19 protein-coding genes are annotated in these 22,876 nt (G+C 62.5%); 7 read left to right on the top strand and 12 right to left on the bottom strand.

Going from position 1 to position 22,876, the window contains the following annotated elements; all coding sequences use genetic code 11:
- The first annotated feature begins 323 nt into the window (after positions 1–323).
- Positions 324–1,319 carry an SLAC1 anion channel family protein gene (locus AB4Z48_RS31865; protein ID WP_441621428.1) on the top strand — a complete coding sequence of 332 codons (996 nt, stop codon included), beginning with the start codon at positions 324–326 and terminating at the stop codon, positions 1,317–1,319.
- Positions 1,320–1,378: 59 nt separating this feature from the next.
- Here AB4Z48_RS31865 and AB4Z48_RS31860 read toward each other — a convergent pair whose 3' ends face one another.
- The 8 genes from AB4Z48_RS31860 to AB4Z48_RS31825 form a co-directional block, all read right to left on the bottom strand.
- The gene (locus AB4Z48_RS31860) at positions 1,379–1,666 is read right to left on the bottom strand and encodes a hypothetical protein (RefSeq protein ID WP_441621426.1); all 288 of its coding nucleotides are present in this window, start codon (positions 1,664–1,666) and stop codon (positions 1,379–1,381) included.
- A 181-nt stretch (positions 1,667–1,847) separates the two neighbouring features.
- Positions 1,848–2,327 carry a hypothetical protein gene (locus AB4Z48_RS31855; protein ID WP_441621424.1) on the bottom strand — a complete coding sequence of 160 codons (480 nt, stop codon included), beginning with the start codon at positions 2,325–2,327 and terminating at the stop codon, positions 1,848–1,850.
- Between the two features lie 50 nt (positions 2,328–2,377).
- Entirely contained in the window at positions 2,378–3,142 is a 765-nt protein-coding gene (locus AB4Z48_RS31850; RefSeq protein WP_441621423.1) for a hypothetical protein, read from the bottom strand.
- Positions 3,139–3,882, bottom strand: coding sequence for a tetratricopeptide repeat protein (locus AB4Z48_RS31845; RefSeq protein WP_441621421.1), 744 nt, complete (start codon positions 3,880–3,882; stop codon positions 3,139–3,141). Before AB4Z48_RS31845 ends, AB4Z48_RS31850 begins: the two co-directional genes overlap by 4 nt.
- An 86-nt stretch (positions 3,883–3,968) precedes the next feature.
- Positions 3,969–6,977, bottom strand: coding sequence for a tubulin-like doman-containing protein (locus AB4Z48_RS31840; RefSeq protein ID WP_441621419.1), 3,009 nt, complete (start codon positions 6,975–6,977; stop codon positions 3,969–3,971).
- Between the two features lie 82 nt (positions 6,978–7,059).
- The gene (locus AB4Z48_RS31835; protein ID WP_441621418.1) at positions 7,060–7,953 is read right to left on the bottom strand and encodes a DUF4384 domain-containing protein; all 894 of its coding nucleotides are present in this window, start codon (positions 7,951–7,953) and stop codon (positions 7,060–7,062) included.
- 72 nt (positions 7,954–8,025) lie between these two features.
- Entirely contained in the window at positions 8,026–9,363 is a 1,338-nt protein-coding gene (locus AB4Z48_RS31830) for a caspase family protein (protein ID WP_441621416.1), read from the bottom strand.
- A gap of 76 nt (positions 9,364–9,439) precedes the next feature.
- Positions 9,440–10,276, bottom strand: a complete 837-nt coding sequence (locus tag AB4Z48_RS31825) for a hypothetical protein (RefSeq protein WP_441621414.1) — start codon at positions 10,274–10,276, stop codon at positions 9,440–9,442.
- 827 nt (positions 10,277–11,103) lie between these two features.
- Here AB4Z48_RS31825 and AB4Z48_RS31820 point away from each other — a divergent pair.
- Together AB4Z48_RS31820 and AB4Z48_RS31815 are read left to right on the top strand one after the other, a co-directional pair.
- A complete protein-coding gene (locus AB4Z48_RS31820) occupies positions 11,104–11,526 on the top strand; it encodes a hypothetical protein (RefSeq protein ID WP_441621412.1) in 423 nt (140 codons plus the stop codon).
- Positions 11,527–11,642: 116 nt separating this feature from the next.
- Complete coding sequence (locus AB4Z48_RS31815; RefSeq protein ID WP_441621410.1) at positions 11,643–11,828, top strand: hypothetical protein; 186 nt, start codon at positions 11,643–11,645, stop codon at positions 11,826–11,828.
- A 450-nt stretch (positions 11,829–12,278) separates the two neighbouring features.
- Here AB4Z48_RS31815 and AB4Z48_RS31810 read toward each other — a convergent pair whose 3' ends face one another.
- Positions 12,279–12,965: a GntR family transcriptional regulator gene (locus AB4Z48_RS31810; protein WP_441621408.1), complete on the bottom strand. Its 687-nt coding sequence runs from the start codon at positions 12,963–12,965 to the stop codon at positions 12,279–12,281.
- Between the two features lie 264 nt (positions 12,966–13,229).
- Positions 13,230–14,849, bottom strand: a complete 1,620-nt coding sequence (locus AB4Z48_RS31805) for a glucan biosynthesis protein (protein WP_441621406.1) — start codon at positions 14,847–14,849, stop codon at positions 13,230–13,232.
- A gap of 311 nt (positions 14,850–15,160) precedes the next feature.
- On the opposite strand from AB4Z48_RS31805, the gene AB4Z48_RS31800 reads away from it, so the two are divergent.
- Positions 15,161–16,135 carry a 2-dehydropantoate 2-reductase gene (locus tag AB4Z48_RS31800; protein ID WP_441621404.1) on the top strand — a complete coding sequence of 325 codons (975 nt, stop codon included), beginning with the start codon at positions 15,161–15,163 and terminating at the stop codon, positions 16,133–16,135.
- 210 nt (positions 16,136–16,345) lie between these two features.
- Positions 16,346–17,065, top strand: coding sequence for a GntR family transcriptional regulator (locus AB4Z48_RS31795; RefSeq protein ID WP_441621402.1), 720 nt, complete (start codon positions 16,346–16,348; stop codon positions 17,063–17,065).
- Between the two features lie 113 nt (positions 17,066–17,178).
- Here AB4Z48_RS31795 and sucD read toward each other — a convergent pair whose 3' ends face one another.
- Positions 17,179–18,063 (bottom strand): succinate--CoA ligase subunit alpha, encoded by an 885-nt coding sequence (sucD, locus tag AB4Z48_RS31790; RefSeq protein WP_441621400.1) that lies wholly within the window; start codon positions 18,061–18,063, stop codon positions 17,179–17,181.
- Position 18,064: 1 nt separating this feature from the next.
- Entirely contained in the window at positions 18,065–19,276 is a 1,212-nt protein-coding gene (gene sucC, locus AB4Z48_RS31785; RefSeq protein WP_441621398.1) for an ADP-forming succinate--CoA ligase subunit beta, read from the bottom strand.
- A gap of 479 nt (positions 19,277–19,755) precedes the next feature.
- Between sucC and AB4Z48_RS31780 the strand changes: the two genes are divergently transcribed.
- Together AB4Z48_RS31780 and frc are read left to right on the top strand one after the other, a co-directional pair.
- Positions 19,756–21,510 carry a thiamine pyrophosphate-binding protein gene (locus AB4Z48_RS31780; protein ID WP_441621396.1) on the top strand — a complete coding sequence of 585 codons (1,755 nt, stop codon included), beginning with the start codon at positions 19,756–19,758 and terminating at the stop codon, positions 21,508–21,510.
- A gap of 18 nt (positions 21,511–21,528) precedes the next feature.
- Entirely contained in the window at positions 21,529–22,761 is a 1,233-nt protein-coding gene (frc, locus tag AB4Z48_RS31775; protein WP_441621394.1) for a formyl-CoA transferase, read from the top strand.
- Positions 22,762–22,876 lie beyond the last annotated feature (115 nt).

The raw sequence follows: 22,876 nt of genomic DNA, 5'->3' as shown, positions 1-22,876 counted from the left end.
ACGATCCGCGCACGCAGGATAACCCGGCATGACGGCATGGTTCGGCGCCCGGCGCACCTTTAACGACCTGATCGATCAGCTTCTCAGGGGTGGCCGCACGGTCCCGGGTCTTGCCTTTGGTTTGCGCGGCATACAGGCACCTTGTCGACAAGTTATGCCCTGGACACAAAAATCCAGGCAGTCCCCACGATGGCCGGAAACCAGGAACATCTGGCGCCAAACAGCATCAAGCGGGAGAAGTGCCGCGCTGCGTCCGAACCTATACTCCCGACATCGCCACCTGGCGACAGGCCCGTGGCGCGGCCATTCACCGAGAAGAATTGATGCAGACTTTCCCACCACCCAATAGGCCCGACATTGGGAAACGCGACATATCGGTGAAGAATCTCCCAGTGAATCTTTTTGCCTCGGTCATGGGGATTTCCGGACTTTCTCTTGCCTGGCGATTGGCGACCCGTCAGTACGGCGTCAGTCCGGTCATTTGGGGCGCGATCGGCATCGTGGCCGTGATCGCATTTCTGATTCTGGCCATCTCGTACGCGGTGAAATTCGCAAAGTATCCGAATGCGGTGATGCACGAGTTCCGGCATCCCATCGCCGGAAATTTCTTCGGCACGGTGCCCATTGCGGTCTTGCTGATTTCTTCGGTGATCGGCGATGCCGATCGGGGCATGGCGGAGGTCATGTGGACCATCGGCGCCATTGGCACCATTGGCATCGCGTGCACGATTTCCAGCCAGCTTCTCCAGGGAAAGCTCGATTCCGGACATGCGCTGCCGGCGTGGCTGATCCCCGGAGTCGCGACGCTCGATATTGCCATGGCCGGCGGAACGATGCGTATGCCGTGGGCACACGAGATCAATATATTCTCCCTGTCCGTCGGGAGTATCCTTGCTCTTGTGTTCTTCACCATGATTGTGGCTCGCTTGATTCATCATGAGAAGCTGGAAGGAAATATGACCTCTTCGCTCATGATCCTGATCGCGCCGTTCGAAGTTGGCTTCCTGGCCTACACGAATTTCATGCAAAGAGTTGATATGTTCGCGGCGGTCCTGTTCTATTTGGGATTGTTTATTTTCTTTATATTGGTTCTCAAGGTGTTCCGCCGGAGAATTCCATTTTCAGTGGGTTGGTGGGGCGTCAGCTTTCCCATCGCGGCATTGTCGAATGCGGCATTGAAGTATGCCGACACGGTGCATCTCTGGCCAATTACCATGTTGGCAATTCTTCTGCTGGCCTTCTTGACCGTGGTAATCGTCATGCTCTTCGTACGAACCATCCGGACTGTATGCAACGGGCACTTGCTATCCGCCAGGTGACGTTCCTATTGCAAAACATGTCCAGGCAGCGGGGCCGCGCATTGTCGGCATCAAGCGGGTCATGAGCCCGTCGCAACAGGCCAGACAGAGCTGGCCATGACGTCCTCCGGAGTGCTGGCGCCCGAGACGACGGCGGCCGTGGCGCCGTGGTCTTCGATGTCGGCTACGTGCTGTGCGAAGAGCCCGGCAATATGCGGCTGGCCCTGCATACCTTTCCGGTGGTGCTCGCACTGCTGTGGGCCGTAGCGGTAATGATCTTTGCCGTGCTGCCCATCTTCCCGGTCCTTGCCGCCGAGCCATCTGTCGGCGCACACGGCCGCGGCCGGCAATGCCTTCATCAGTAGCATTGGCTCTTTCGTTGTGTGGAGCTACCGCCGGCAGGTCGGCAAGCCATAGCGTCGCGGTCTGCCGTCTGGCAGCAGACGGATCATCGTTCGCGGTAGACCTGCGGCCAAGAAGGGATCCCCGGACTCGGGGCAGCGGAGATCCAAGGTGGTCAGCGGCACCTTGCGGTTGGCCGGAGCAAGTTTACCTTCGGGCGCTTGCCGGCACCTTGACCCCCAATACTCTTTCCGCGCACCGCTCGTCGCAGGTTTCGGCGGCCTTCCTGGGCACAAGTATCAGAAGGCGCCTGGGATCAATCACGTAGTAGGTGAAGTTGTCCGGACAGGAGCTGCCGGCGCAGGCACTGGCAATCAACAGCCTGTCGCCAATTGCCGTCGGCACGCATGCAATCGCGTTCTGGTCGGACAACGGATCGCGCAGGGCGATCTCCTTGCCCGCCTGACGAACGATGACCACCCCGGCGTCCAGGTCTATGCCGAAGTGATTGCCTGAGGTGGAAGTTACTCCCATCACACGGACCACGGCGCCACCGCATGCGCCGGTGAAGTTGGTCGCTTGTTCTGCAAGCACCTGGCGCTCGCCATCCATGGGGCGCAGCGTGACGGGTGCTGCGATGGCAGGCAGGGTAAGGCAGAGCAACAGAAGTGCGGCTAATTTCTTCATAAACGACGGGCAGGGAAAAACGAAACGGAGAGGCTCAGGGTGCCGAGGAACTAGCGGTAACGGGCCATCAACGCCTGATATCGCGGATCGCTCTTTAGGGCACTCAATTCGGTGGAGGCATCGATTAGGTCGAACTGACGGAAGCCGTGCTGGAAGCTTGCGTGAAGGCTTCGCACCGCGCTGTCGGCGTCGCCTTGCCGTAAGGCGGCAACGGCGCGGCGATAGTCGTCCATGCCGTCGGGTGTCGGTGTGGCGACTGTCGCCTGAGCGCTCGAAGTCTGCGGAGAGCGGGTGACAGTCGGCGGCGTAGGCTGCTGGGAATCCAACGGAGAGCTTGCGACGGGCACAGAAGACTGGCGCTGGGCCGCAACAAGAGCGTGGGAAACAGGTGCGCTGGCCGTTGCTGCCGCATGCGGCGTCAGGGCAACACGGCGGTAGTACAGCTTTCCAACGAACGGCAAATCCACCGAGATGCGATTGGCATCCTCGAAATGGAATGACAGCGCCAGGCTCATTGGCCCTTCTAGCGTCACCTCGTCGCCCTTGGCTGTAATGGCGGAGATCGGTATCTCGATATCACCATCAGGGCTGCGTACCGCATGGAGTGTGACTTCGAACTCGGGCCCCATTGGCACGCTGATTCCTTGGGCGATGAATCGCTCGGCTCGCCAGTGTCCAAGAATGCGGTTGCCGTCGGGCTTGCCGCAGGCCATCAGCAAGCCGGCTGCGAGCACTGCGGGGGCGATGCGCAGTGCCATGCCCCCCGTACGACGCCTGCCGTCGCGCAAGGCAAGGACGATGTTCACCAGACTCATGTGGTCTGCTTGCGATACTGCTCTACGAGCTTGGTGAAGCGCGGGTCCTTGCGCAAGCTATCGAGATCGGGATCTTGGTCCATCTTGTCGAAGTAGGGGAACCCGGCCATGAAGCTCGCTTCGAATTCCTTCAGCGCGTCGTCAGTGCGGCCTTGTTTCAGACGCAGTACCGCTAGGTTGTAAGGTACCAGCGATTGACGGGGATCGAGATCGCGAGCGGACGCCAGACTCTTCTCGGCCTCGTCTAGCTTGCCCTGGGTCATCTTCGCAATGGCGAGCTTGAGCATTTCGTTGGCAGCTGCCTTATTGCTGGCCTGCTCGGCGCTATCCGCATTGCCGGTCTTCAGATCGCTTTCACCCTTGGTGCGCAAGGCGGCAGTTTCTGCTTCGTTCGGAGCGATGCCACCGGCGGATGCGGGTGCGGATGCAGGGGCTGGTTCCGGGGCGGCTTCCGCGGCGGCAACAGGTGCGGCCACGGGCTCCACCGATTCCTCGGGTTGTCCAGCCTTATGTGCCAAGAAGAAGTAGCCGCCGCCGGCCAGCGCCACCACGACAGCCGCGGCGCCGGCGATTGCTGCCTTGTTCACGCCGCCGCGCTTGCCGCCGGTGGGGCCCTGCACCTGGTCCAGCAGTATGTTGCAACCAGGGCAGTGCAGATCGTCGCCAGGGGACCGTTCAAAGATTTCGCCCGCGTTGGCGCGTTCGCAGTCACCCAGCGTCGGGCATTTGTATTTCGCCATAACCTTCTACTCTTGAGTTTATGTCACACGGATGAACATCGGCCGGGCCGACGACAGGGATCGACACCGGCCGACGATGTAAGGCGTTAGTCGTTCAACGGTAGGCCGGCAATTTCGAACATGGGTTCCCGCATGGCGCCAAGCGCCACCAGTTGAAGATCCTGTTCGTCATGGTCGACTTCCTCGTAACGTGTTAGCACCATCTGCTGGTACGCCTTGCGCAGCTCGGTCTTCTTGTCGATGTGCTTGTACTCGGCATCGAGACGCTTAGCCACTTCCTTCTCGATGGCGGCCTGGGCCTCGGCCGGTTGCTCGGCTTGCAGCACGTCGTGCCACGTCTTGCCTTGCAGCACATGCACCTTCGGCAGGTCTCCGGCGAAGTACGAGAACACCCATTCCATCAGGCCCGTTGTCCGGTTCTGACGTTCCTTGACCATGCCGAGCAAGTGCGCCAGCAGGATGTACGGTTTGCGGCGGGATTCGGCCCGGATCTCGGCTGTCGATCGTGCGAAGAGCGGCGGCAGTTTGGCGCCATTGCCTTCGCCATGAAGTAGTACGGCTTCGCGGCTGTCGGCCAACAGGCCGTCGTAGTGGCGCTTGAACTCGGTCAGGGACTCGACGAAGCGCGCCGGCATCAGCGACGACACCTTCATGATCACAATCTGGTTCGACAGGTTCCCCACGGCCACCTTGGTGTCGGATGCCGGGTCCTTCTGCGACTCGAACAGCCCGGCCAGCTTGCTACGGAATTCCTTCTGACCCTCGCATTCCGGCAGGAACACGCCAATAGTCTGCGCGCGCCCCTGGCTGCCCCCAACATTGTTGGCGACTACGCGATCGACTTCGGTCTTGTTGTAGACGAGCGTCGTGCCAGCTTCCTCATACAACTGCGAAACGAATTCCTTGAGGCCCGAGTCATTGGCGTCGTAACGCTTCTGCAGGCGCTCCACAATGTTCACGTGCAGTACCGGCGGCATCTGACGGGCGATCTCGGCATGCGCCAGTTCGACGATCTGCGCGGACTCCTGCGACAGCGTGGAAATGATGCTTCCCAGCGACGTGCTCTGCAGCAGCACGTCGAAGCTGTCCACATCCGTGCCGGCCAGGTCGATGATCGACTGACGTACCCGTTGCGTGCGCGCCATCTGGGCCGCTTCGTCGATGATAAGTGCCTTCATTACGTTGGCAATGGCGGTCTCGTCGAAGATGCGCTTCTGGTAGACGGCATCGGCAGCCTTCAGGCGGCTGGCCCTTTCCTTGGACACCTTGTCAGTGGCAACTACCAGATTCTGGTGCAGGCCGTCGATGGTGCCCCGCAGCGAAACGAGCTGGTCCTTGACGAATGGGATCAGGCTGCACGCAAATTTCAGCCCCTGCTGGTTGGTATTCAGCGTGTATTGATCCTGCAGCAATGCGCCGATATCGGCAAAAAGGCCGCCGCGCTTGTCAGTCAGCGCCTTGGCGAAGATGCCAACGTTATTGAACTTGTTCTCCAGTTCCTTGTACCGGGCCTGGAGGGCTTCCAGCTCGTTGGGCAGCTTGGCGACGCGTGCGGACAGTAGTGCGAGGCGCTCGTCCAGCATGGCGATCAGCGCGTCCATGAACTGGCGAAGCTGGAACAGCGACGCGTTGCCCGCCTTCCAGCGCGCGAACAGGTCCTTTTCGATGTGCCGGCTGACATGGCGGGCCATCTCGAGTCGGGCGTTCCCCTTGATCTCGAAGAATTTCCGCACGCCGCCCATGGTGCGATACGTCTCGTCGAAGACCTTCGAGAGGCGGCCGTTTAGCACCAGTAGCCAGTTGGCTTCCTCGATGTTCTTGTCGGCACGGATATCCGGCACCTGCAAGCTGATGATCTGTTTCCAGTACTCGCGCGGCGGCTTCCACGCGGTGTTCTTGGCGTCGTCTTCGAGGATGCCGGTGTCGAGCATCAGGTGCGCGTCGGTCAGCAGAAACGACTGCAATGTGTCGGGCTTGCGAGCCTCGGAGCCCCAGTCTTTTTCCACGGCCTCGTCGGCGTACCCGTCGCCCTGGCGGAAATTGTTGTACATGAGCTGACGCGTGGCCTGTTCCGCAAAGCCGTACGCCAGGAATTCCTTGATCTCCTGTTCCGGCACCACCACGCGCTTAATGCCAAACGACATGAACAGCTTGGCGCGCGCTTTGCCGATGTTCTCGTCGCTTTCGAAGCTCTTGATGTCGTTTTCGCCCTTCTCGGCGCGACCCAGGCCTTCCCACTCCTTATTCATCGTCTTCTGGAAAATGAATTCGGCGACAAGGCGAGGCACTTCCACGTCTACATCGAACTGCACATTGTGCTCGTTGATGTTATTGACAAGGTAGCAGCCGTTGAAATAGATATCGTGATTCAGGCGCGAGCCGTCTAGCAGGTTGACCGGCTTGTACTTGCCCACGGCCAATGCATTGAGTTCGGTCAGCGCGGCATAGCCATTCGCATAGTACGTCGACACGCCAGCCACGTCCTTCACGCGGCGGGAATGCTTCTCGGGCAGTACGGCGTAGACGATAACGCGATACAGATCGTGGTCGGCGCACTTGTGGCGGATCTGGGCGACGGCATCCACCAACGAGCCGCTGCCGGTGCCGCCAGCCAAGCCGCAAACGATATGAATCACGGCCCCTTTCCTGCTGCCAGGCGCCGATTCCAGTACCTGCAGGCGATCTTCCACAGCCTTGACGAAGCGCGAGGCGTTTTGCGCGAACACCACGCGGCCCAGCTTGCGGCGTTGCGCGGCACCGGCCGTGGTGGCATTGACGAAGTCGAACACATCGCGCGGCTCGATCCAGTCCTTCAGGCCAGGGAAGGACTCGGGATCGCTGAGCACGGGACGGACATTGCTGGCCGTGTTGATAAGGTACTGGCTGCGATCGAGGTCGATTTCTTTGCCAAGGACCTTCCATTCCTCCTTCTTATTGATCTCGTCGTCCGACGTATCCACATAGAGGTATTCGAAGCGCGCTTCAGACGGGCTGTTGCCCTGGGCATCCTTGCTGCGCTCGATGGTCTTACGCAGATGACGGATAATCTTCCCGCCGGTGCCACCAAGGCCGACGATGAGGTGGTTATTGCTCATGAATTCCTTTATCACGGTTGCGACGCGGGGAAACGCGCCTCTAGTAGGCTGCTCCCTGGCATCATGGGTCGTGGGTGTTCGCTTATTCGTGCACCAGCCTAATCTTCAGGAACAGGCTGGCATCTGGAGTGGTGGCCTTCTTGACGACATAGGACGCGGCCTGCATGCCGCCCGCATCGGCGTCGTCGCTGAAAACGATGGCCTTTGACGCGTAGAGTGCGCCGGCATCCGCCTTGCCGCAGGCAGCGTCGTCGGTAAACGTGATGGCCTTCGATGCGTAAAGTGCCTGTTCGTTGGCGGCCTCAAATCGCTGAGGTGCGGCGTCCACTACGGGCGTGGCCGCTGGAGTATTGCACTGGGCCGCCGGCGCACCGGTGGACGCGGCGTACGTCGTGGTCACGACATCGGGCTGCATCGAGCGGATGCGATCCGGCATGTTGGAGGGCACGGGCTGTTGCGACACATAGACCAGCAAATGCTCAGTACCAGGCTTGCGATCGAATTCGAAGGCACCCTGGCCGGGCAGGAACACTACGCCCATGGCATTGATGTAGTTGTTGTGGCCCGGCTGCGGGTAGATCTGCGTGATCTTGCCGTTGGCATCCTCATTGAAAACGAAGATGTAGGAAGGCTTGTTCACCTTGACACCAAGCTGAAAGCGGTCACCACTCTGGAACTTGCGGCTCGCCAGGACATCGCGGGTGCTGCCGTCGGGGTTCTTGAGGCGGATGAAATAGCTGGCGCCGATGCTTTGGTTGGCTGGTTTCTTGCTGGCCACCTTGATCGGAGTCGCCTTCTGGGCAGAGGCGGGGGCGGCAGCTACCGCTGTGGTTGCATTGGCCGGCTTGCTCGTGGACACCGCGACGACGTCGTTGTCCTCGCCGAAGAACAGGGATTTTGCGCTATAGCTTTCCTGCGCGCAGGTGACGCCGCAGGCCGCGAGCAGCAGGGGCAGGGCAGCGAATTGAAGTCGCATGGTCAGCTCTTGATATCCAGAAATGCGTTGATCGGACAAAAAATGGGGCGGCACGCGATTGGGCGATTCCCCCTATTCATAGATGCTGCTCTTGTCGCCGGCAGCCAAGGACGGGTTTAGCCGAGGTACCTGTGGGATAGGGACTGGGCCTTTGTAGCCCGAGACGGGCGGAATGCTCGCCACCTTTTGCACAGTGAACTTGCGGGCTTCCACGAAGGCCGGTTCGATATGTCCATTGAACTTTGCAAGGTACTCAAAGAAAGCTTGCGTGAAGAACGAACCCTGCAGGCGCTTGCCAGGGGTGACTGGACTTTCGAAGGTGCCGCCTGCGGACGGGCCCCACGACTGCTCGCCATCGCTCGTGGCCGTGATAATCGTGTATCGGCTAAGATCCATTGGCGTGGTCTGGGTGGTACGAACGTTCTGCGTGCTACCTGCGCCATCTTCCGTAAAGCGGATACCCTTGGCCTCGTACGCTTGGCCGGTCCATGCCGCCATCGAAATGCCGGCGCGCTCAGGTACACCGCCGTTGGCCGCAAGGATGTAGCGTCTGGACTCATCCGGGATACCCCTCAGAATCTCGCCGCTGTAGCACGTATCGATGATCAGGCGGGTCTGTCTGCTCGGCGTCTGTGCTAACTCTTGCAACTTGAGGTCGGGTACCGAGCTGTCGAATACACTGATCGCAAAGTCACGGTCAGGGACCCGTGGATCCCCCGAGTCATAAGCGATGATCGACATCTTTCGCGCGTCCCGCACACGGGGAGACGGTACGGGCATGGCCCCGTGGCTGGACACATAGATGAGTACGGTATCGTTCGGTCCCACCTCGTCTTTAAAACGTTTCAGAATGGCTTCGATGTTGGCCTTGGTGGCTTGCGGGCCGAGCAGGGCTGTGGTGCGGTAGTTCGCTTTCTCCGCCTCCATTTTCACGCGTCGTGCATCGTCTTCACCCAAGATGTCGGGCACGCGCTTGTCACGGAAGGTATTGATACCAATGATCAAGGCCCGCTTAGCAGGTGGTGCGGGTCGATCGCGTACCGCCCTCGCATGGGCGGCAAGCGCCTGTCCTGCCTGAACTTCCCAGCGCTTCTCCTTGATGCTCTCCGGATAGAACGGTGAGGTCGACTTGATGCCGACAATTGATTGGACGATGAAGAATGCGCGGTCGACTTCATCCTCATCCTGGTAGTTGCCCACCAGGCGGATCCGGCCTACGCTGTCGCGTGTAACTTGCGCATTCGGCAAACCGTGCCGTTTTAGTTCATAGCGGACGGTTGCAACTAGTGGCTCGGGGACGTTGTAGCCCTGGTAGGCGTTTTGGAAGCCATGAAGCTGGCTGGCGGCACAGCCGCCAAGTAATAGCGCACCCAGGAGTACGAGGCTGCAGTGCAATGATGTCGTGCGCATGATCTTTGGGGCAGGGATGCAGCCGACGCGTGAGCGCAGCCGGGCTGCCCGAAGCAGCCCACCCCACTATCTCGAATTACAGAATCGTAACGGTCTGCGAGGCAACCGCCGCAGGCTTGCCAGCCATGCTCACCGCAAACTCGTAACGGTATTTGCTGCCACTCTTGGCTTCCGAAGGAATCGGCAGGCGCGATGTGTCAACGTTCTGGCCAGCCTCTACGGTGCGATCCTCAGCGGTTTGGCCAGGGAACGGCAAGATCGATTCCTTTCCATCATCGATCACAAAGAGCTTACGTTCTACCTTTACTGGGGCTTCGGAACCGTTCTTAGTCATCGCGATGAACGTGGTTGCCAGATCGATCTTGTCGCCGGCTTTCGCGGTGGTCGGCATGTCGATCTTGGAGACCAACGTCTTGTCGCCTTCCTTCGGGTTGTACTTGATATCCTTCTTGACCTGCTGGTACCCCTTGGTACGTTCAATCTTCGATTCCGGGATCCAGCTCGGATTCTTCTTGTAGCACGTGTCGATGGCCGTGTAGTACGCCGTGGCAAAGCCGGCGGCCGCCCCCAAGGCGCCACCTACGGCTGCGCCAATGGCGGCCTTCTTGATGCTGTCATCCTTGTTTTTGCCAAAGAGCGCTGCGCCGAGCCCGGCGACGATGCCCATGCCGGCGCCCTTGGCCGTCAGAATTGTCTGTTCCTGTGTAACGCAGGAATCAAGGTCCGCGTTAGCGGATTCCTGTGCATGGCTGAAAGGGGCGGCGAGGGGAAACAGAAGCGAGGCGGCAACAACCGTCTTAGAGAAGCGACTGCGAATGACCATGATGATGTTTAGTGTTTTTTGTGAAGAACTTTGTATTTCCCGATATTCGTCCGAGAGTGAATTTTTCTCGAAAAGTGGCACAAACATCACGTCTTAATCCATGGGAGTTGATGCCTTGGCCTTCTCGATGCTGAGCATGCTTATGCAACAGCCTCAATGACGAACTTCATCCTTAGAACGGCATCCTGTCCTTGATTTTCACCCTACGTTGGGTGGGTTTATGCAGGTTCAGGAGGGTGGTAAGCAATCTGTGGAGTGCTGTAATGTTCCACGCTGAACATTCAGTGCAAGACGGCGGTTCGGCATCTGGACCATGGAGAAGGGGGGATCTTTCCATCAGTCAAGGAAGAAGCATCCCACCTCGATAATGTGGGATGCTGCTGTTTATCGAGGCGTGCTGAAAACCTCTGCGTTTGGGCCGGGAATGTAGAGCACATCGGTGGTGCCACCGCGTCTCGTTGGCCCAGCTGCAGTGCCCCCGTTCAATTTGGCGCTCCCGGCGAGTTTCGGGACAATATCTATCCGCCAGTGCAATTGACCGACATCTTCGCAACTTTCTCTGGTTGGCCGGACTGATCCCGAGTGGTTATTCTGACCAAGCCGTGATCAATGTCGCGGCCGACATCCTTGGCATCGACCGCGCCCACTTCGATCACAGCGTCTGGCAGCACATGAGCAAGCGTGGGACGACATCTGGCATCGCCGATTCCAGTCGTGGCAGGTCCTGTGACTCTGGGGCATCGTTGCAATGAGGGGCAGACAGGCGAGCAGCCTGCCGAGGCGCGCGGGAAGGCTTGTCGCACGCCTGAACTACGGCGAGGTACGCTGGTACGGTGAAAGCGGGGGCAAGAGCGCGCCTGCCGGCTCTCGGGAAATGGCATACGGACACCGCCGTTCCTCGCGGTCGCTTCGTCAAGATGCTGAACACACGTACACCGCGTACCGAATTTCTCGTCGGCCAGGAAGTGCAATTTATCGCCTACCGCAAGTGGACCGGAGTCTGTGCCGTGCTCTTCGACGGCGAAATGTTTGCACGGCTGCCAGCGATTCGCGTCCTGGAATACGGCCTCCGAATTTTGTCGACTACCTCTCTATCGGGTAACGATTTCGGTGAGTTGCYTCGCATCTCACCAAGTAGCTTCGCAGCAACTTTCCCTGATTGCTGGAGCGCCATTGTCGAAAAGCGCAAACAAGACGTGCATCGGCGAATGGCTGCGGATCGCGTTGATCCACCTCGCGGGCTCCGACCAAAATATGCTTTATGGTCAACTTTAATGCTGGGGGGGATCAAGCATGTCGTTGCCGATCTAATCGTTGCAAATCGGCAACGTTATGGTTAAGTCGTCACCCCACGTTGCGCCACGGCATACGTACTATCACCTATTGCTGCTCTGCCGCATTTATTTTGCTACAATTAGGGAAAACCCGATGCGGGTTATCACCTAAGGAGCAAGCCATGAACACCCAATCCGATATCAAGATGACCGACCAACTGGAACGCGAACTGATCGACCGTGAACTGGGCCCCCGTAGCCCGGCCTTCATCGACGACGTGAAGAGCGCTGTTGCCGCTGTTCAGCGTGTCTTTGGCCGTCTGCAAAGCCAGGCTCGCCGCGCCAAGATCACCTACGCGAACGGCTGATCGCAGCGGTGGCAACCGTCATCAAGAATCAAGCGTGTGTTGCTGAAGTCAGTGATTTGCAGTTCGTTTGAAGCTATTTGAAGTCTGTTGTTTGCTGTTGTTTGTAGTAGCTGTCTAGTCGATAGTCTGAAGATTGTTTGCAGTCTTGGTTTGACGGCCATGCGGCTGCGGCTCGCCTTCGTGCCATTGCACGAATTGTTGCGAGCGCGGGCATCGGCATCGTCAGACCCGGCGCGGGTGCTCCGCGCGGCAAGACCGGCCAACGCGTCGCTCCACCGGAGCGCAGCGCTTTTTGGCCGGTTTTTTTATGTCCCGCGGATTCCGGCACCGAAGCTGGCTGATCTGCGCCGGGGCTCGCCACCGCGCGTTCTTGCACTGAGCCCGGCCGCGCTCGCGCTGCTCAGCCTTGGCGCCTGGCGCCATGCACGCGCGGCAGCGGCGACCTGGACGTCAGGCCTGCTCGTCGATCCACATCGATAGCCGTGCCTTGTATGCCTGCTGGATATGGCGACGCATGATCTGCTCGGCCTGCGCGGGATTGCGCTGCTCGAGCGCGTCCACCAGTGCGATGTGGTCCTGGTAGGAAACCTGTGCCCGCCCGGGCAAGGCCAGCGTGGTGCGGCCCAGCAGGGCCATCGATTCGTGCAGGGAGCGCAGGGTCTTGAGCAGGTAGCGGTTGTGCGCGCAACGGTGCAGTGTCTCGTGGAAGAGCCGGTTGTTGGCAGCGAGCTTGTCGGGGTTCTCGGCGATGGCGAGATCGCGCTGCACGATGTCGCGCAGCAGCGAGATTTCCACGTCGGTGGCGTGGCGCGCCGCCAGCGCTGCGGCAGTGCCTTCGAGCACTTCGCGCATGACGTACAACTCGCTCACCATGCTGGCGTCGAGCCGCGTCACCATCATGCCGCGGTTGGGCTCGTTGACGACCAGCCCTTCCGACTCCAGTCGCGACAACGCTTCGCGCACCGGAGTGCGCGACAGCCCGAGCGTGGCGGCCAGTTCCACCTCCCGCAGCCGCGTACCGGAGGGCAGTTGCCCGGCCTGGATGGCGTTGCGCAGGTGCTGGTAGGCCCGCTCGGCACGGGGCAGCGAATCGTCTGGGCTGGGGGCGGCGGCGTCGGCGGGGTTAGCGGGAATCATCTCGGCAGGGAAAGCGGAAGAGGCGCAGAAGAGAGTCGGAAAAGGCCCGGAAAAGGCGTGGATAAAGGCCCGGAAAAGGCCCGGAAAAGGCCCGGAAGTTACGCAGAAAAGGCGGTGACCGGCCATGGCCGGTACGGTTCGTCGTCATGAGACAGCCTGGCACGCGCGTAAACTCCCGGTTGCCGGGCCGTCGCCATGATACCTGCTCCGGTGCGCGCTACATCACGACAGGCCAATACCGGCTACCGCGTACCGCTCGCGCGCTCAGGCGCCGGAGCCGGCCGGCGAGTTGAACGGGTGGTACTGGTAAAGCCAGGTTTCCGATAAGGGTTTGCCGTCCAGCCGCAGGAACAAGCGCACGTCGACCGGATCCTTGCCTTCGGCGGTGAGGTCGAACTGGGCGCGCCAGTGCCCGGCCACGCCATTGGGCACCGCTTCCGCAAACACGTAGGAGAAGGTCCCGCGCGAGCTGCTCAGTACCGCTTCGGGCTTGGTGCCGAACGGCAGCTTATCGAGCGGGCCGCCCTTGAACTCCACCATGAACTTGCGCACGCCTTGCGGGCGCGGCTGGCCGGGCTGGCCGCCGTTGCCCAGCCGGGTGGCCACGCAGCGCGCTAGCGGGCTGGGGTAGGGCTCGTCCGCCAGCCAGTGCAGGCGGTAGCGCAGGCGGAAATCGCTGCCGGCCCTGGCGGGTGCCTTGGGCACCCACATGGCGACGATATTGTCGTGGATCTCATCGTCGGTGGGGATCTCGATCAGTTGTACGGCGCCCGCCCCCCAGCCGTCGCGCGGCTCCACCCACAGGCTGGGGCGCCGCTCGTAGTGCACGCCGTCCTGGTAGTGGTCGAAATTGCGGTCGCGCTGCAGCAGGCCGAACCCGCGCGGGTTGTCGTCGCCGAAGCTAGACGCCATGGTGCGCGGCGGATTGTTGAGCGGGCGCCAGATATGCTCGCCGGCGCCGTTCCAGATCGCCAGGCCATCGGAGTCGTGCACCTCGGGGCGCCAGTCCACGGCGGTGCCCTTGCTGGCTTCGGTAAACCAGCACATGGAGGTCAGCGGGGTCAGGCCAAGTCGTGCCACGTCCTTGCGCAGGAACAGCGCGCAGTCGATATCCATCAGTACGCCTTTGCCGCGCTGCATGGCGAAGCGGTAGGCGCCGCACACGCTGGGCCCGTCGAGCAGGGCGTATACCGTCGCGGTGTCCGCATTGCCTGACGGCGGCTCGAAGAAAAAATGCGTAAAGCCGGGGAATTCCTCCGGCTTGCCGGTCTCCGCCACGTCGATGGCGATGCCGCGCGCGGACAGGCCGTACTGGTAAAGCTCGCCAATGGCACGGAAGTACGAAGCGCCCAGGAATGCCACCCAGTCGTTCTTTTTCCAGTCCARCTTCTTCTGGTCGCCGAGGCGGCTTTCCTGGAGCCGGAAGCCGGCAAAGCCACTGCCGCGCGGCAGCTTGCGCGCGGGACTGTCGGCCGGCATGTCGAAATACGACTCGTCATAGACGATTTCGCGCGCGGCAGGCACGCCCTTGGCGCTGTCGATCACATGCATGCGCACCGGCTGGCGAAAGAAGGTGCCGAGGTGGAAGAACGTGACCGGGAACTGGCCCGGGCCGTCCGCGAACAGGGCGTCATCGGGCTTGAAGCGGATCTTGCCGTGGGCTTCGTAGTCGATCTTGCCAAGGATTTCCGCTGGCGCCGTGGCGGGCGGGGCGTATGGCTTGCCCGCCATGGTGCGGGCACGTTCTATCAAGGTATCGAAGCTGAAGGGGCGGGCGTCGCCCAGCTTGATCCGGCCGGCAGCCAGGACGGAGGGCGTGACCCCGAGGGCCGCGAGCGCGGCGGAAGCGGTGGCGGAAACGAGCAGGCTGCGGCGATTCATCATCGAAGGCGGGTCGTCCTTGGCGCAGTGATACCGAATGGGCAGAACAATGAAAGACGCGGCAAAAAGTGGAAAGTTCGGAAAACGGTATCGGCAAGTGATCCCAGGTCATCGTCTCGTCGTGGATTCTCCGCGGTGATGCGACAAAGATGCGATGAAGTGTAGGCGGTGTGATCCGTGCGGGACGCCTGCATCGCCCGTGCACTGACGATCGCGCTTGGGCAAGCATGCGGATAGAGGTTGACTCTCGCTCTGTGGAATGTAGTATGTGATATATCAAAAGATCCATCCATCAGACAGCAGGAGACGACAGCATGAAAATCTGTATCTATGGCGCCGGCGCGATCGGGGGATACCTTGGGGTGCAGCTTGCACTGGCCGGGGCGGAGGTGAGCCTGGTGGCGCGCGGTGCGCACCTGGCAGCCATGAAGGCAGACGGATTGCGCCTGCAGATCGAAGGCGAGGAGAGGGTGGCACGGGTCCGCTGCACCAGCGACCCGGCCGAACTGGGCCCGCAGGATTACGTGTTCATCACGCTCAAGGCCCACTCGGTGCCAGGCGTGGTCGATCTGATGCAGCCCTTGCTCGGGCCCGGGACCGCGGTGGTGACCGGTGTCAACGGCATACCCTACTGGTATTTCCATCGGCACGGCGGCCCGCTGGCCGGCACGACGCTGGAGAGCGTCGATCCCGGCGCTCGCCAGTGGCGCGGGCTGGGGCCCGAACGTGCCATCGGCTGCGTCCTTTACCCAGCGGCGGAAATCGTCGAGCCCGGCGTGATCCGCCATGTCTATGGCAAGAAATTCCCGCTCGGCGAGCCGGACGGGAACAAGTCGGCGCGGGTGGCGCATCTGAGCGAAATGATGGTGGCCGCCGGCCTGGAGGCGCCCGTGCGCGACAACATTCGCGACGAGATCTGGCTCAAGCTGTGGGGCAACCTGTGCTTCAACCCGATCAGCGCGCTGACCCATGCCACGCTGGATGTCATCACGGCCGACCCCGCCACGCGCGCCTTGTCACGCGCCATGATGCTCGAAGCCCAGGGCATCGCGGAGCGTTTCGGCGTGCATTTCCGTGTCGACGTGGAGCGGCGCATCGATGGGGCGGGCGCGGTGGGYGCGCACAAGACATCGATGCTGCAGGACCTGGAAGCAGGGCGCGCCATGGAAATCGATCCGCTGCTCACGGTGGTGCAGGAAATGGGACGGCTGGTGAGTCAGCCGACACCGATGGTCGACACCGTGCTCGGCCTGATCAAGCAGCGCGAGCGCATGGCGCAGGCGGCCTGAGACGGCTTGTGTGGGATGCGCGGGAGGGCGATGGCGACCATGTGATATACCATATACTCAAAACCACCACCCAAATGTTGCCTGATCTATGCCAATTGTGCATTTTTCTATGCATTCCGCGCATGCCGGGCCGCTTTTGGTAAGCTAGGTGGCTAGCCGCCGGCTGCCCCGCGAGGCAGCCGGGGCGCTGGTATCAATTCGAGCCTATCCATGTCCGCGCAAAGCCAATCCGCTGAACAGCCCACCGGGCTGACCCTCTCTCTCCAGCCCATCAATGCTGGCGCCAGCCTGCGGGACCAGGCCTACGCGATGCTGCGACAGGCCATTTCCGATGCCGACATCTATCAGTCGGATGAAGAGATCYGGCTCGACGAGCGGGTCCTGAGCGAGGCGCTCGGCGTGAGCCGTACCCCGATCCGCGAAGCCATGACGCTGCTGGAGCAGGAGGGATTCCTGCGCACCGTGCCGCGGCGCGGCATCTACATCATGCGCAAGACGAAGCGCGAGATCGTGGAGATGATCCAGGTCTGGGCCGCGCTGGAAAGCATGGCCGCGCGGCTGGCCACGCTGCATGCCAGCGACGAGGAGATCGCCAAGCTGCGGCACATGTTCGACAGCTTCCGCGATGGCACGCCGGCCGAGCATATCGAGGAGTACTCCGACGCCAACATTGCCTTTCACCAGGCCATCGTGCAGTTGTCGAAGTCGCAGATCATCATGGACTCGATCAAGAATATCTTCGTCCATGTGCGGGCCATCCGGAAGATGACGATCTCGCAGAGCGACCGGGCCTCGCGCTCCATCGTCGATCACCTGCGCATCATCGAGGCGCTGGAAAAGCGCGACACGGAGCTGGCCGAGAAACTCGTGCGCCAGCACTCGCTCGACCTCGCGGATTACGTCGAGAAGAACTGCGACTTCCTGGACTGAGACCGGGGGGCTTGCCCCGGGCGGCCAGGCGCGCAGGGCGCCTGCCATGAACGACATGGGCGCGGGAACATCCATCGTTCCGCGCCCACGGCCTTTCGCCAGATGGCGGCGCGCTATCTGGCCAGCGCTTGCGCCATCGTCTTGCCCAGCTCGGCCGGCGAGCGCGCCACGCGGATGCCGGCGGCGCGCATGGCGTCGATCTTGGCCTGCGCCGTGCCCGTGCCTCCCGAGATGATCGCGCCCGCATGTCCCATGCGGCGCCCGGGCGGGGCGGTGGTGCCCGCGATGAACCCCACCACCGGCTTGACGCGGCCACCGCTGCGCGCATCCTGCAGGAAGCGTGCGGCTTCCTCCTCGGCCGAGCCGCCGATCTCGCCGATCATGATGATGCCCTCGGTGTCGTCGTCGGCCAGGAACATCTCCAGGCAGTCGATGAAACTCGTGCCGTTGACGGGATCGCCGCCAATGCCGATGCAGGTGCTCTGCCCCAGGCCGGCGGCGGTGGTCTGCGCGACGGCCTCGTAGGTCAGGGTGCCCGAGCGCGATACCACGCCGATCTTGCCGGCGCGGTGGATATGGCCGGGCATGATGCCGATCTTGCACTGCCCCGGCGTGATCACGCCTGGGCAGTTGGGACCGATCAGGCGGCTGCCCGAGCCCGACAGTGAGCGCTTCACGCGCACCATGTCGATCACCGGGATGCCTTCGGTGATGCAGACGATCAGCCCGATGCCTGCGTCCACCGCTTCGAGGATCGCGTCAGCCGCGAAAGGCGGCGGCACGTAGATGACCGAGGCGTCAGCGCCGGTACGGTCCACTGCGGTGGCCACGGTGTCGAACACGGGCAGCCCGAGATGCGTCTCGCCGCCCTTGCCCGGTGTCACGCCGCCAACCATGCGCGTGCCATAGGCCGCCGCCTGTTCGGAGTGGAAGCTGCCTTGCGCGCCAGTGAAGCCCTGGCAGATCACCTTGGTGTCTCGATGGATCAGGACGGCCATGTCATTTCCTCCCGTTGGCGTGGACGGCCTGTACGGCCTGGACGATTTTCTCCGCCGCGTCGGCGAGATGATCCGCCGACACGATGGGCAGGCCCGAGTCATGCAGGATGGCCTTGCCCAGTTCCACATTGGTGCCTTCGAGCCGCACCACCAGCGGCACCGTCAGGTCGATCTCGCGGGCGGCTGCCACCACGCCTTCGGCGATCACGTCGCAGCGCATGATGCCGCCGAAGATATTGACCAGGATGCCCTCGACCTTGGGGTCGTCGAGGATCAGCCGGAAGGCTGCGGTCACGCGCTCGCGCGTGGCACCCCCGCCCACGTCGAGGAAGTTGGCCGGCTCGCCGCCATAGAGCTTGATGATGTCCATGGTGGCCATGGCCAGCCCGGCGCCGTTGACCATGCAGCCGATATTGCCGTCGAGCTTGACGTAGTTCAGCTCGTGGCGCGCAGCCGCGGCTTCGGCCGGGTCCTCCTCGGTCTCGTCGCGCAGCGCCTCGATATCGGGGTGGCGGTAGAGCGCGTTGTCGTCGAAGTTGAACTTGGCGTCGAGCGCGATCACGTCGCCAGCACGTGTGACCACCAGCGGGTTGATCTCCACCACCGAGGCATCGAGTTCGACGAAGGCGCGGTAGGCCGCCAGGATGAAGCGCGAGGCCGCGCTCACCTGCTTGCCGGACAGGCCCAGGCCAAACGCCAGGCGGCGGGCATGGAAGGGCTGGATGCCGGCGGCCGGATCGATCGCCACCTTGAGGATCCTCTCGGGCGTGCGCTCGGCCACTTCCTCGATCTCCATGCCACCCTCGGTGGAGGCCATCACCGTCACGCGGGATGTGGCGCGGTCGATCAGCATGCCCAGGTACAGCGCGCGGGCGATTTCGCAGCCTTCTTCTACATACAGGCGGCGCACCTCGCGCCCGGCTTCGCCGGTCTGCCTGGTGACCAGCACGGCGCCGAGCATCTGCCCGGCCTGCGCCCGCACCGCGTCGACCGACTTGACCACGCGCACGCCGCCCTTGCCGCCGGGATCGTTGCGGAAGTGGCCGGCACCGCGCCCGCCAGCGTGGATCTGGGATTTCACTACCCAGACCGAGCCGCCGAGCTTGCGCGCGGCGCTGGCGGCTTCCTCCGGGGTAAAGGCAACCGCTCCGCGCGGCACGGCCACGTCGAACCGCCGCAGCAGTTCCTTGGCCTGATATTCGTGGATGTTCACAGGTCTCCTCGCTCTGGTTGGGGCGCGAACCGGCGCGGCGCGAGATTGGCTCGCGACGCGATCGCGCTGTGAAATATGGTATGTAATATATCAAAGAGAAACAAGGAAAAGCCTGTCGATGGCGACAACCAACCGGGCGGCAAAACTGGCGGGCCGCGGCTCGTGAGAAACCGGAATCAATCCACGTAGATTCAGCAATTCAGTTCATTTGTGCGCTATTGCCGTCCAAATGCTGCGGCGCGTCGTCGAAATCGAAGGTGTGTCCACCAAATTTCTCTTGAGCTTCGTTGATATATCACATACCGTATGTCATCAAGATCCGACGAAAAGGATCGAGCGCATCGCAGGCCGGGAGCACAACGCCCGGCCAGGCAGAGGCAGCAAGGCGGTAACAGGCGAGAGGGTGTCGTGACAGGGCGCAGCCGGCAGGCGTCCCGCGTCACAGCCAGTCGCATTCAAGTCAACGAGGAGACCAAGACATGTCTGCAGTCGTATCCACGCGGCCCGAGACCACCACGGCCGAAGACACCCTGAAGCAGAAGACCCGCGACGCCGGCGTGATTTCCGGCGGTCACCTGGTGGCGCGGGCACTGAAGAACGAAGGCGTCGACACGATCTTCACCTTGTGCGGCGGCCACATCATCGATATCTATGACGGCTGCGTGGACGAAGGCATCCGCATCATCGACGTGCGCCACGAACAGGTGGCCGCGCATGCCGCCGACGGCTATGCGCGCCAGACCGGCAAGCTGGGCTGCGTGGTGACTACCGCGGGCCCGGGCTGCACCAACGCCGTAACCGGCGTGGCCACGGCGTTCCGCTCGGAGAGCCCGATCATCCATATCGGCGGGCAGGGCGCCTTGTCGCAGCACAAGATGGGCTCGCTGCAAGACTTGCCCCATGTGGACATGATGGCGCCGATCACCAAGTTCGCCGCCTCCATCCCGAGCACGGAGCGCGTGGCGGACATGATCTCCATGGCCGCGCGCGAATGCTTCAACGGCGCGCCGGGGCCGGCCTACCTGGAAATCCCGCGCGACGTGCTGGACCGTGAAGTCGACCTGGCGCGCGCCGTGATCCCGCGGCCGGGCCACTATCGCGCCTCCACGAAGTCGATCGGCGACCCAAGGGACATCGAGCGGCTGGCCGACATCCTGGTGAACGCGGAGCGTCCTGCGATCCTCTACGGCCAGCAGGTCTGGACCGCGCGCGGCCACGAGGAAGCGATCGCGCTGCTCAAGGGCCTGGATATCCCCGGCTATTTCAACGGCGCCAGCCGGGGCCTGCTGCCACCGGGCGATCCGCACCACTTCGACCGCACGCGCACGCAGGCTTTCGCCAATGCGGACGTGCTCATCATCGTGGGCACGCCGTTCGACTTCCGCATGGGCTACGGCAAGCGCATCAGCCGCGAGCTGACGCTGGTGCAGATCGACATGGACTACCGCACGGTGGGCAAGAACCGAGAGATCGACCTCGGCCTGGTGGGCGACCCCGGCGCCATCCTCGGCGCAGTGCTGCAGGCCGCCAGCGGGCGCATCAAGAACGACAAGCGCCAGGCTCGCCAGAAATGGATGGGCCAGCTGACCGAAGCCGAGGCCGTGGCTACCGAGAAGCTGATGCCGCTGTTCCGCTCGGAGAACTCGCCGATCCATCCCTATCGCGTGGCCTATGAACTGAACGAGTTCCTGTCCGACGACACTGTCTATATCGGTGACGGTGGCGACGTGGTGACCATCTCCGCGCAGGCAGTGCGCCCGCGCCGGCCCGGCCAGTGGATGGATCCCGGCGCGCTCGGTTCGCTCGGCGTGGGCACCGGATTCGCCATCGCCGCGGGGCTGGCCAACCCCAGCAAGGAGATCCTCTGCTTCTACGGCGATGGCTCCTTCGGCATGACTGCATTCGACATGGAGACCGCCAACCGCTTCGGTGTGCCCTACCTGGCGGTGATCGGCAACAACTCGGCGATGAACCAGATCCGCTACGGCCAGCTGGCCAAGTACGGCGAAGAGCGCGGCAACGTGGGCAACCTGCTGTCGGACGTGCCGTTCTCGAAGTTCGCCGAGATGCTGGGCGGCTACGGCGAGGAAGTGCGGGAGGCCAGCGCCATTGCAGGCGCGCTGCAACGCGGGCGCGAGGCGGTGCAGCGCACCGGCAAGTCCGCCGTGATCAATATCTGGGTGGACCCGCGCGAGTACGCGCCGGGCACCAAGAACCAGACCATGTACAAGTAACCAGGCGGCGAGGAGACAATGATGGACAAGGCACTGGACGGTGTGCGGATCCTGGACATGACGCATGTGCAGGCCGGCCCTTCGGCCACCCAGCTGATGGCGTGGCTGGGGGCCGATGTGATCAAGGTGGAGTTGCCCGGGCGCGGCGACATCACGCGCAGCCAGCTGCGCGATGTGCCCAATGCGGACAGCTTGTACTTCACCATGCTCAATTCCAACAAGCGCAGCCTGACGCTGAATATGAAGACGCCGGAAGGCAAGGCGTTGCTGGAGGACCTGGTGCAGCGCTGCGACGTGCTGGTGGAAAATTTCGGCCCCGGCGTGCTGGACCGCGCGGGCTTCGACTGGGACCGCCTGCAGACGCTCAACCCGCGCCTGATCTACGCTTCGATCAAGGGCTTCGGGCCGGGGCCATACGCTGACTGCAAGGCCTACGAGAACGTGGCGCAATGCATGGGCGGTTCGGCCAGCACCACCGGCGCCGCGGAAGGCGCGCCGACGGTGACCGGTGCCCAGATCGGCGATTCCGGCACCGGCATCCACTGCGTGGTCGGCATCCTGGCGGCATTGCTGCAGCGCGAGCATTCGGGGCGCGGCCAGCGCGTGGAAGTGGCGATGCAGGATTCGGTGCTCAACCTGTGCCGGGTCAAGCTGCGCGACCAGCAGCGCCTGGCCGCCGGGCCGATGCGCGAGTATCCAAACCAGGAGTTCGGTGACTTCGTGCCGCGCGCGGGCAATGCGTCGGGTGGCGGGCAGCCGGGCGCGGCCTTGCGTTGCGCGCCGGGCGGCGCCAACGATTACGTCTACGTGATCGTGCAGCCGCAAGGCTGGGAGCCGCTGATGCGCCTGTGCGGCCGCGAAGATCTCATCACGCACGCGCAGTTCGCCACGCCGGAGGCCCGCCTCAAATGCCTGGACGAATGCTTCTCCATCATCGAGAAATGGACGCGCACGCGTACCAAGTTCGAAGTGATGGACGCGCTCAATGAGCTCGACGTGCCGTGCGGGCCGATCCTTTCGATGAAGGATCTGATCGAGGACAAGTCGATGTACGAGCGCGGCTACCTGGTCGAGCTGGACCACCCGGAGCGCGGCCAGTACGTGCAGCTCGGCTGCCCCATCACGCTGTCGGCCTCGCCCGTCACGGTGGAGCGCTCGCCCTTGCTGGGCGAGCACACCGAGGAGATCCTCGACTGGCTGGGCCGCACGCCCACGCAGATCGAAGCCCTGCGCGCAGCCGGCGCGGTCTGAGCAGACGAGTCTCGGTTACTTCCCCGCAGTAGATCCGCAAGCCGCCCGCCCTCGCGTCGACCGCGAGGGCGCGGGGCGGTGCATCCCGATGCAAACCATGAACAGTTGGAGACCT

This window comes from Cupriavidus sp. 2TAF22, assembly GCF_052115045.1.
Classification (GTDB): domain Bacteria; phylum Pseudomonadota; class Gammaproteobacteria; order Burkholderiales; family Burkholderiaceae; genus Cupriavidus.
The sequence above is the reverse complement of the archived record's forward strand: the minus strand, read 5'-3'. Positions and strand labels throughout refer to the sequence as shown.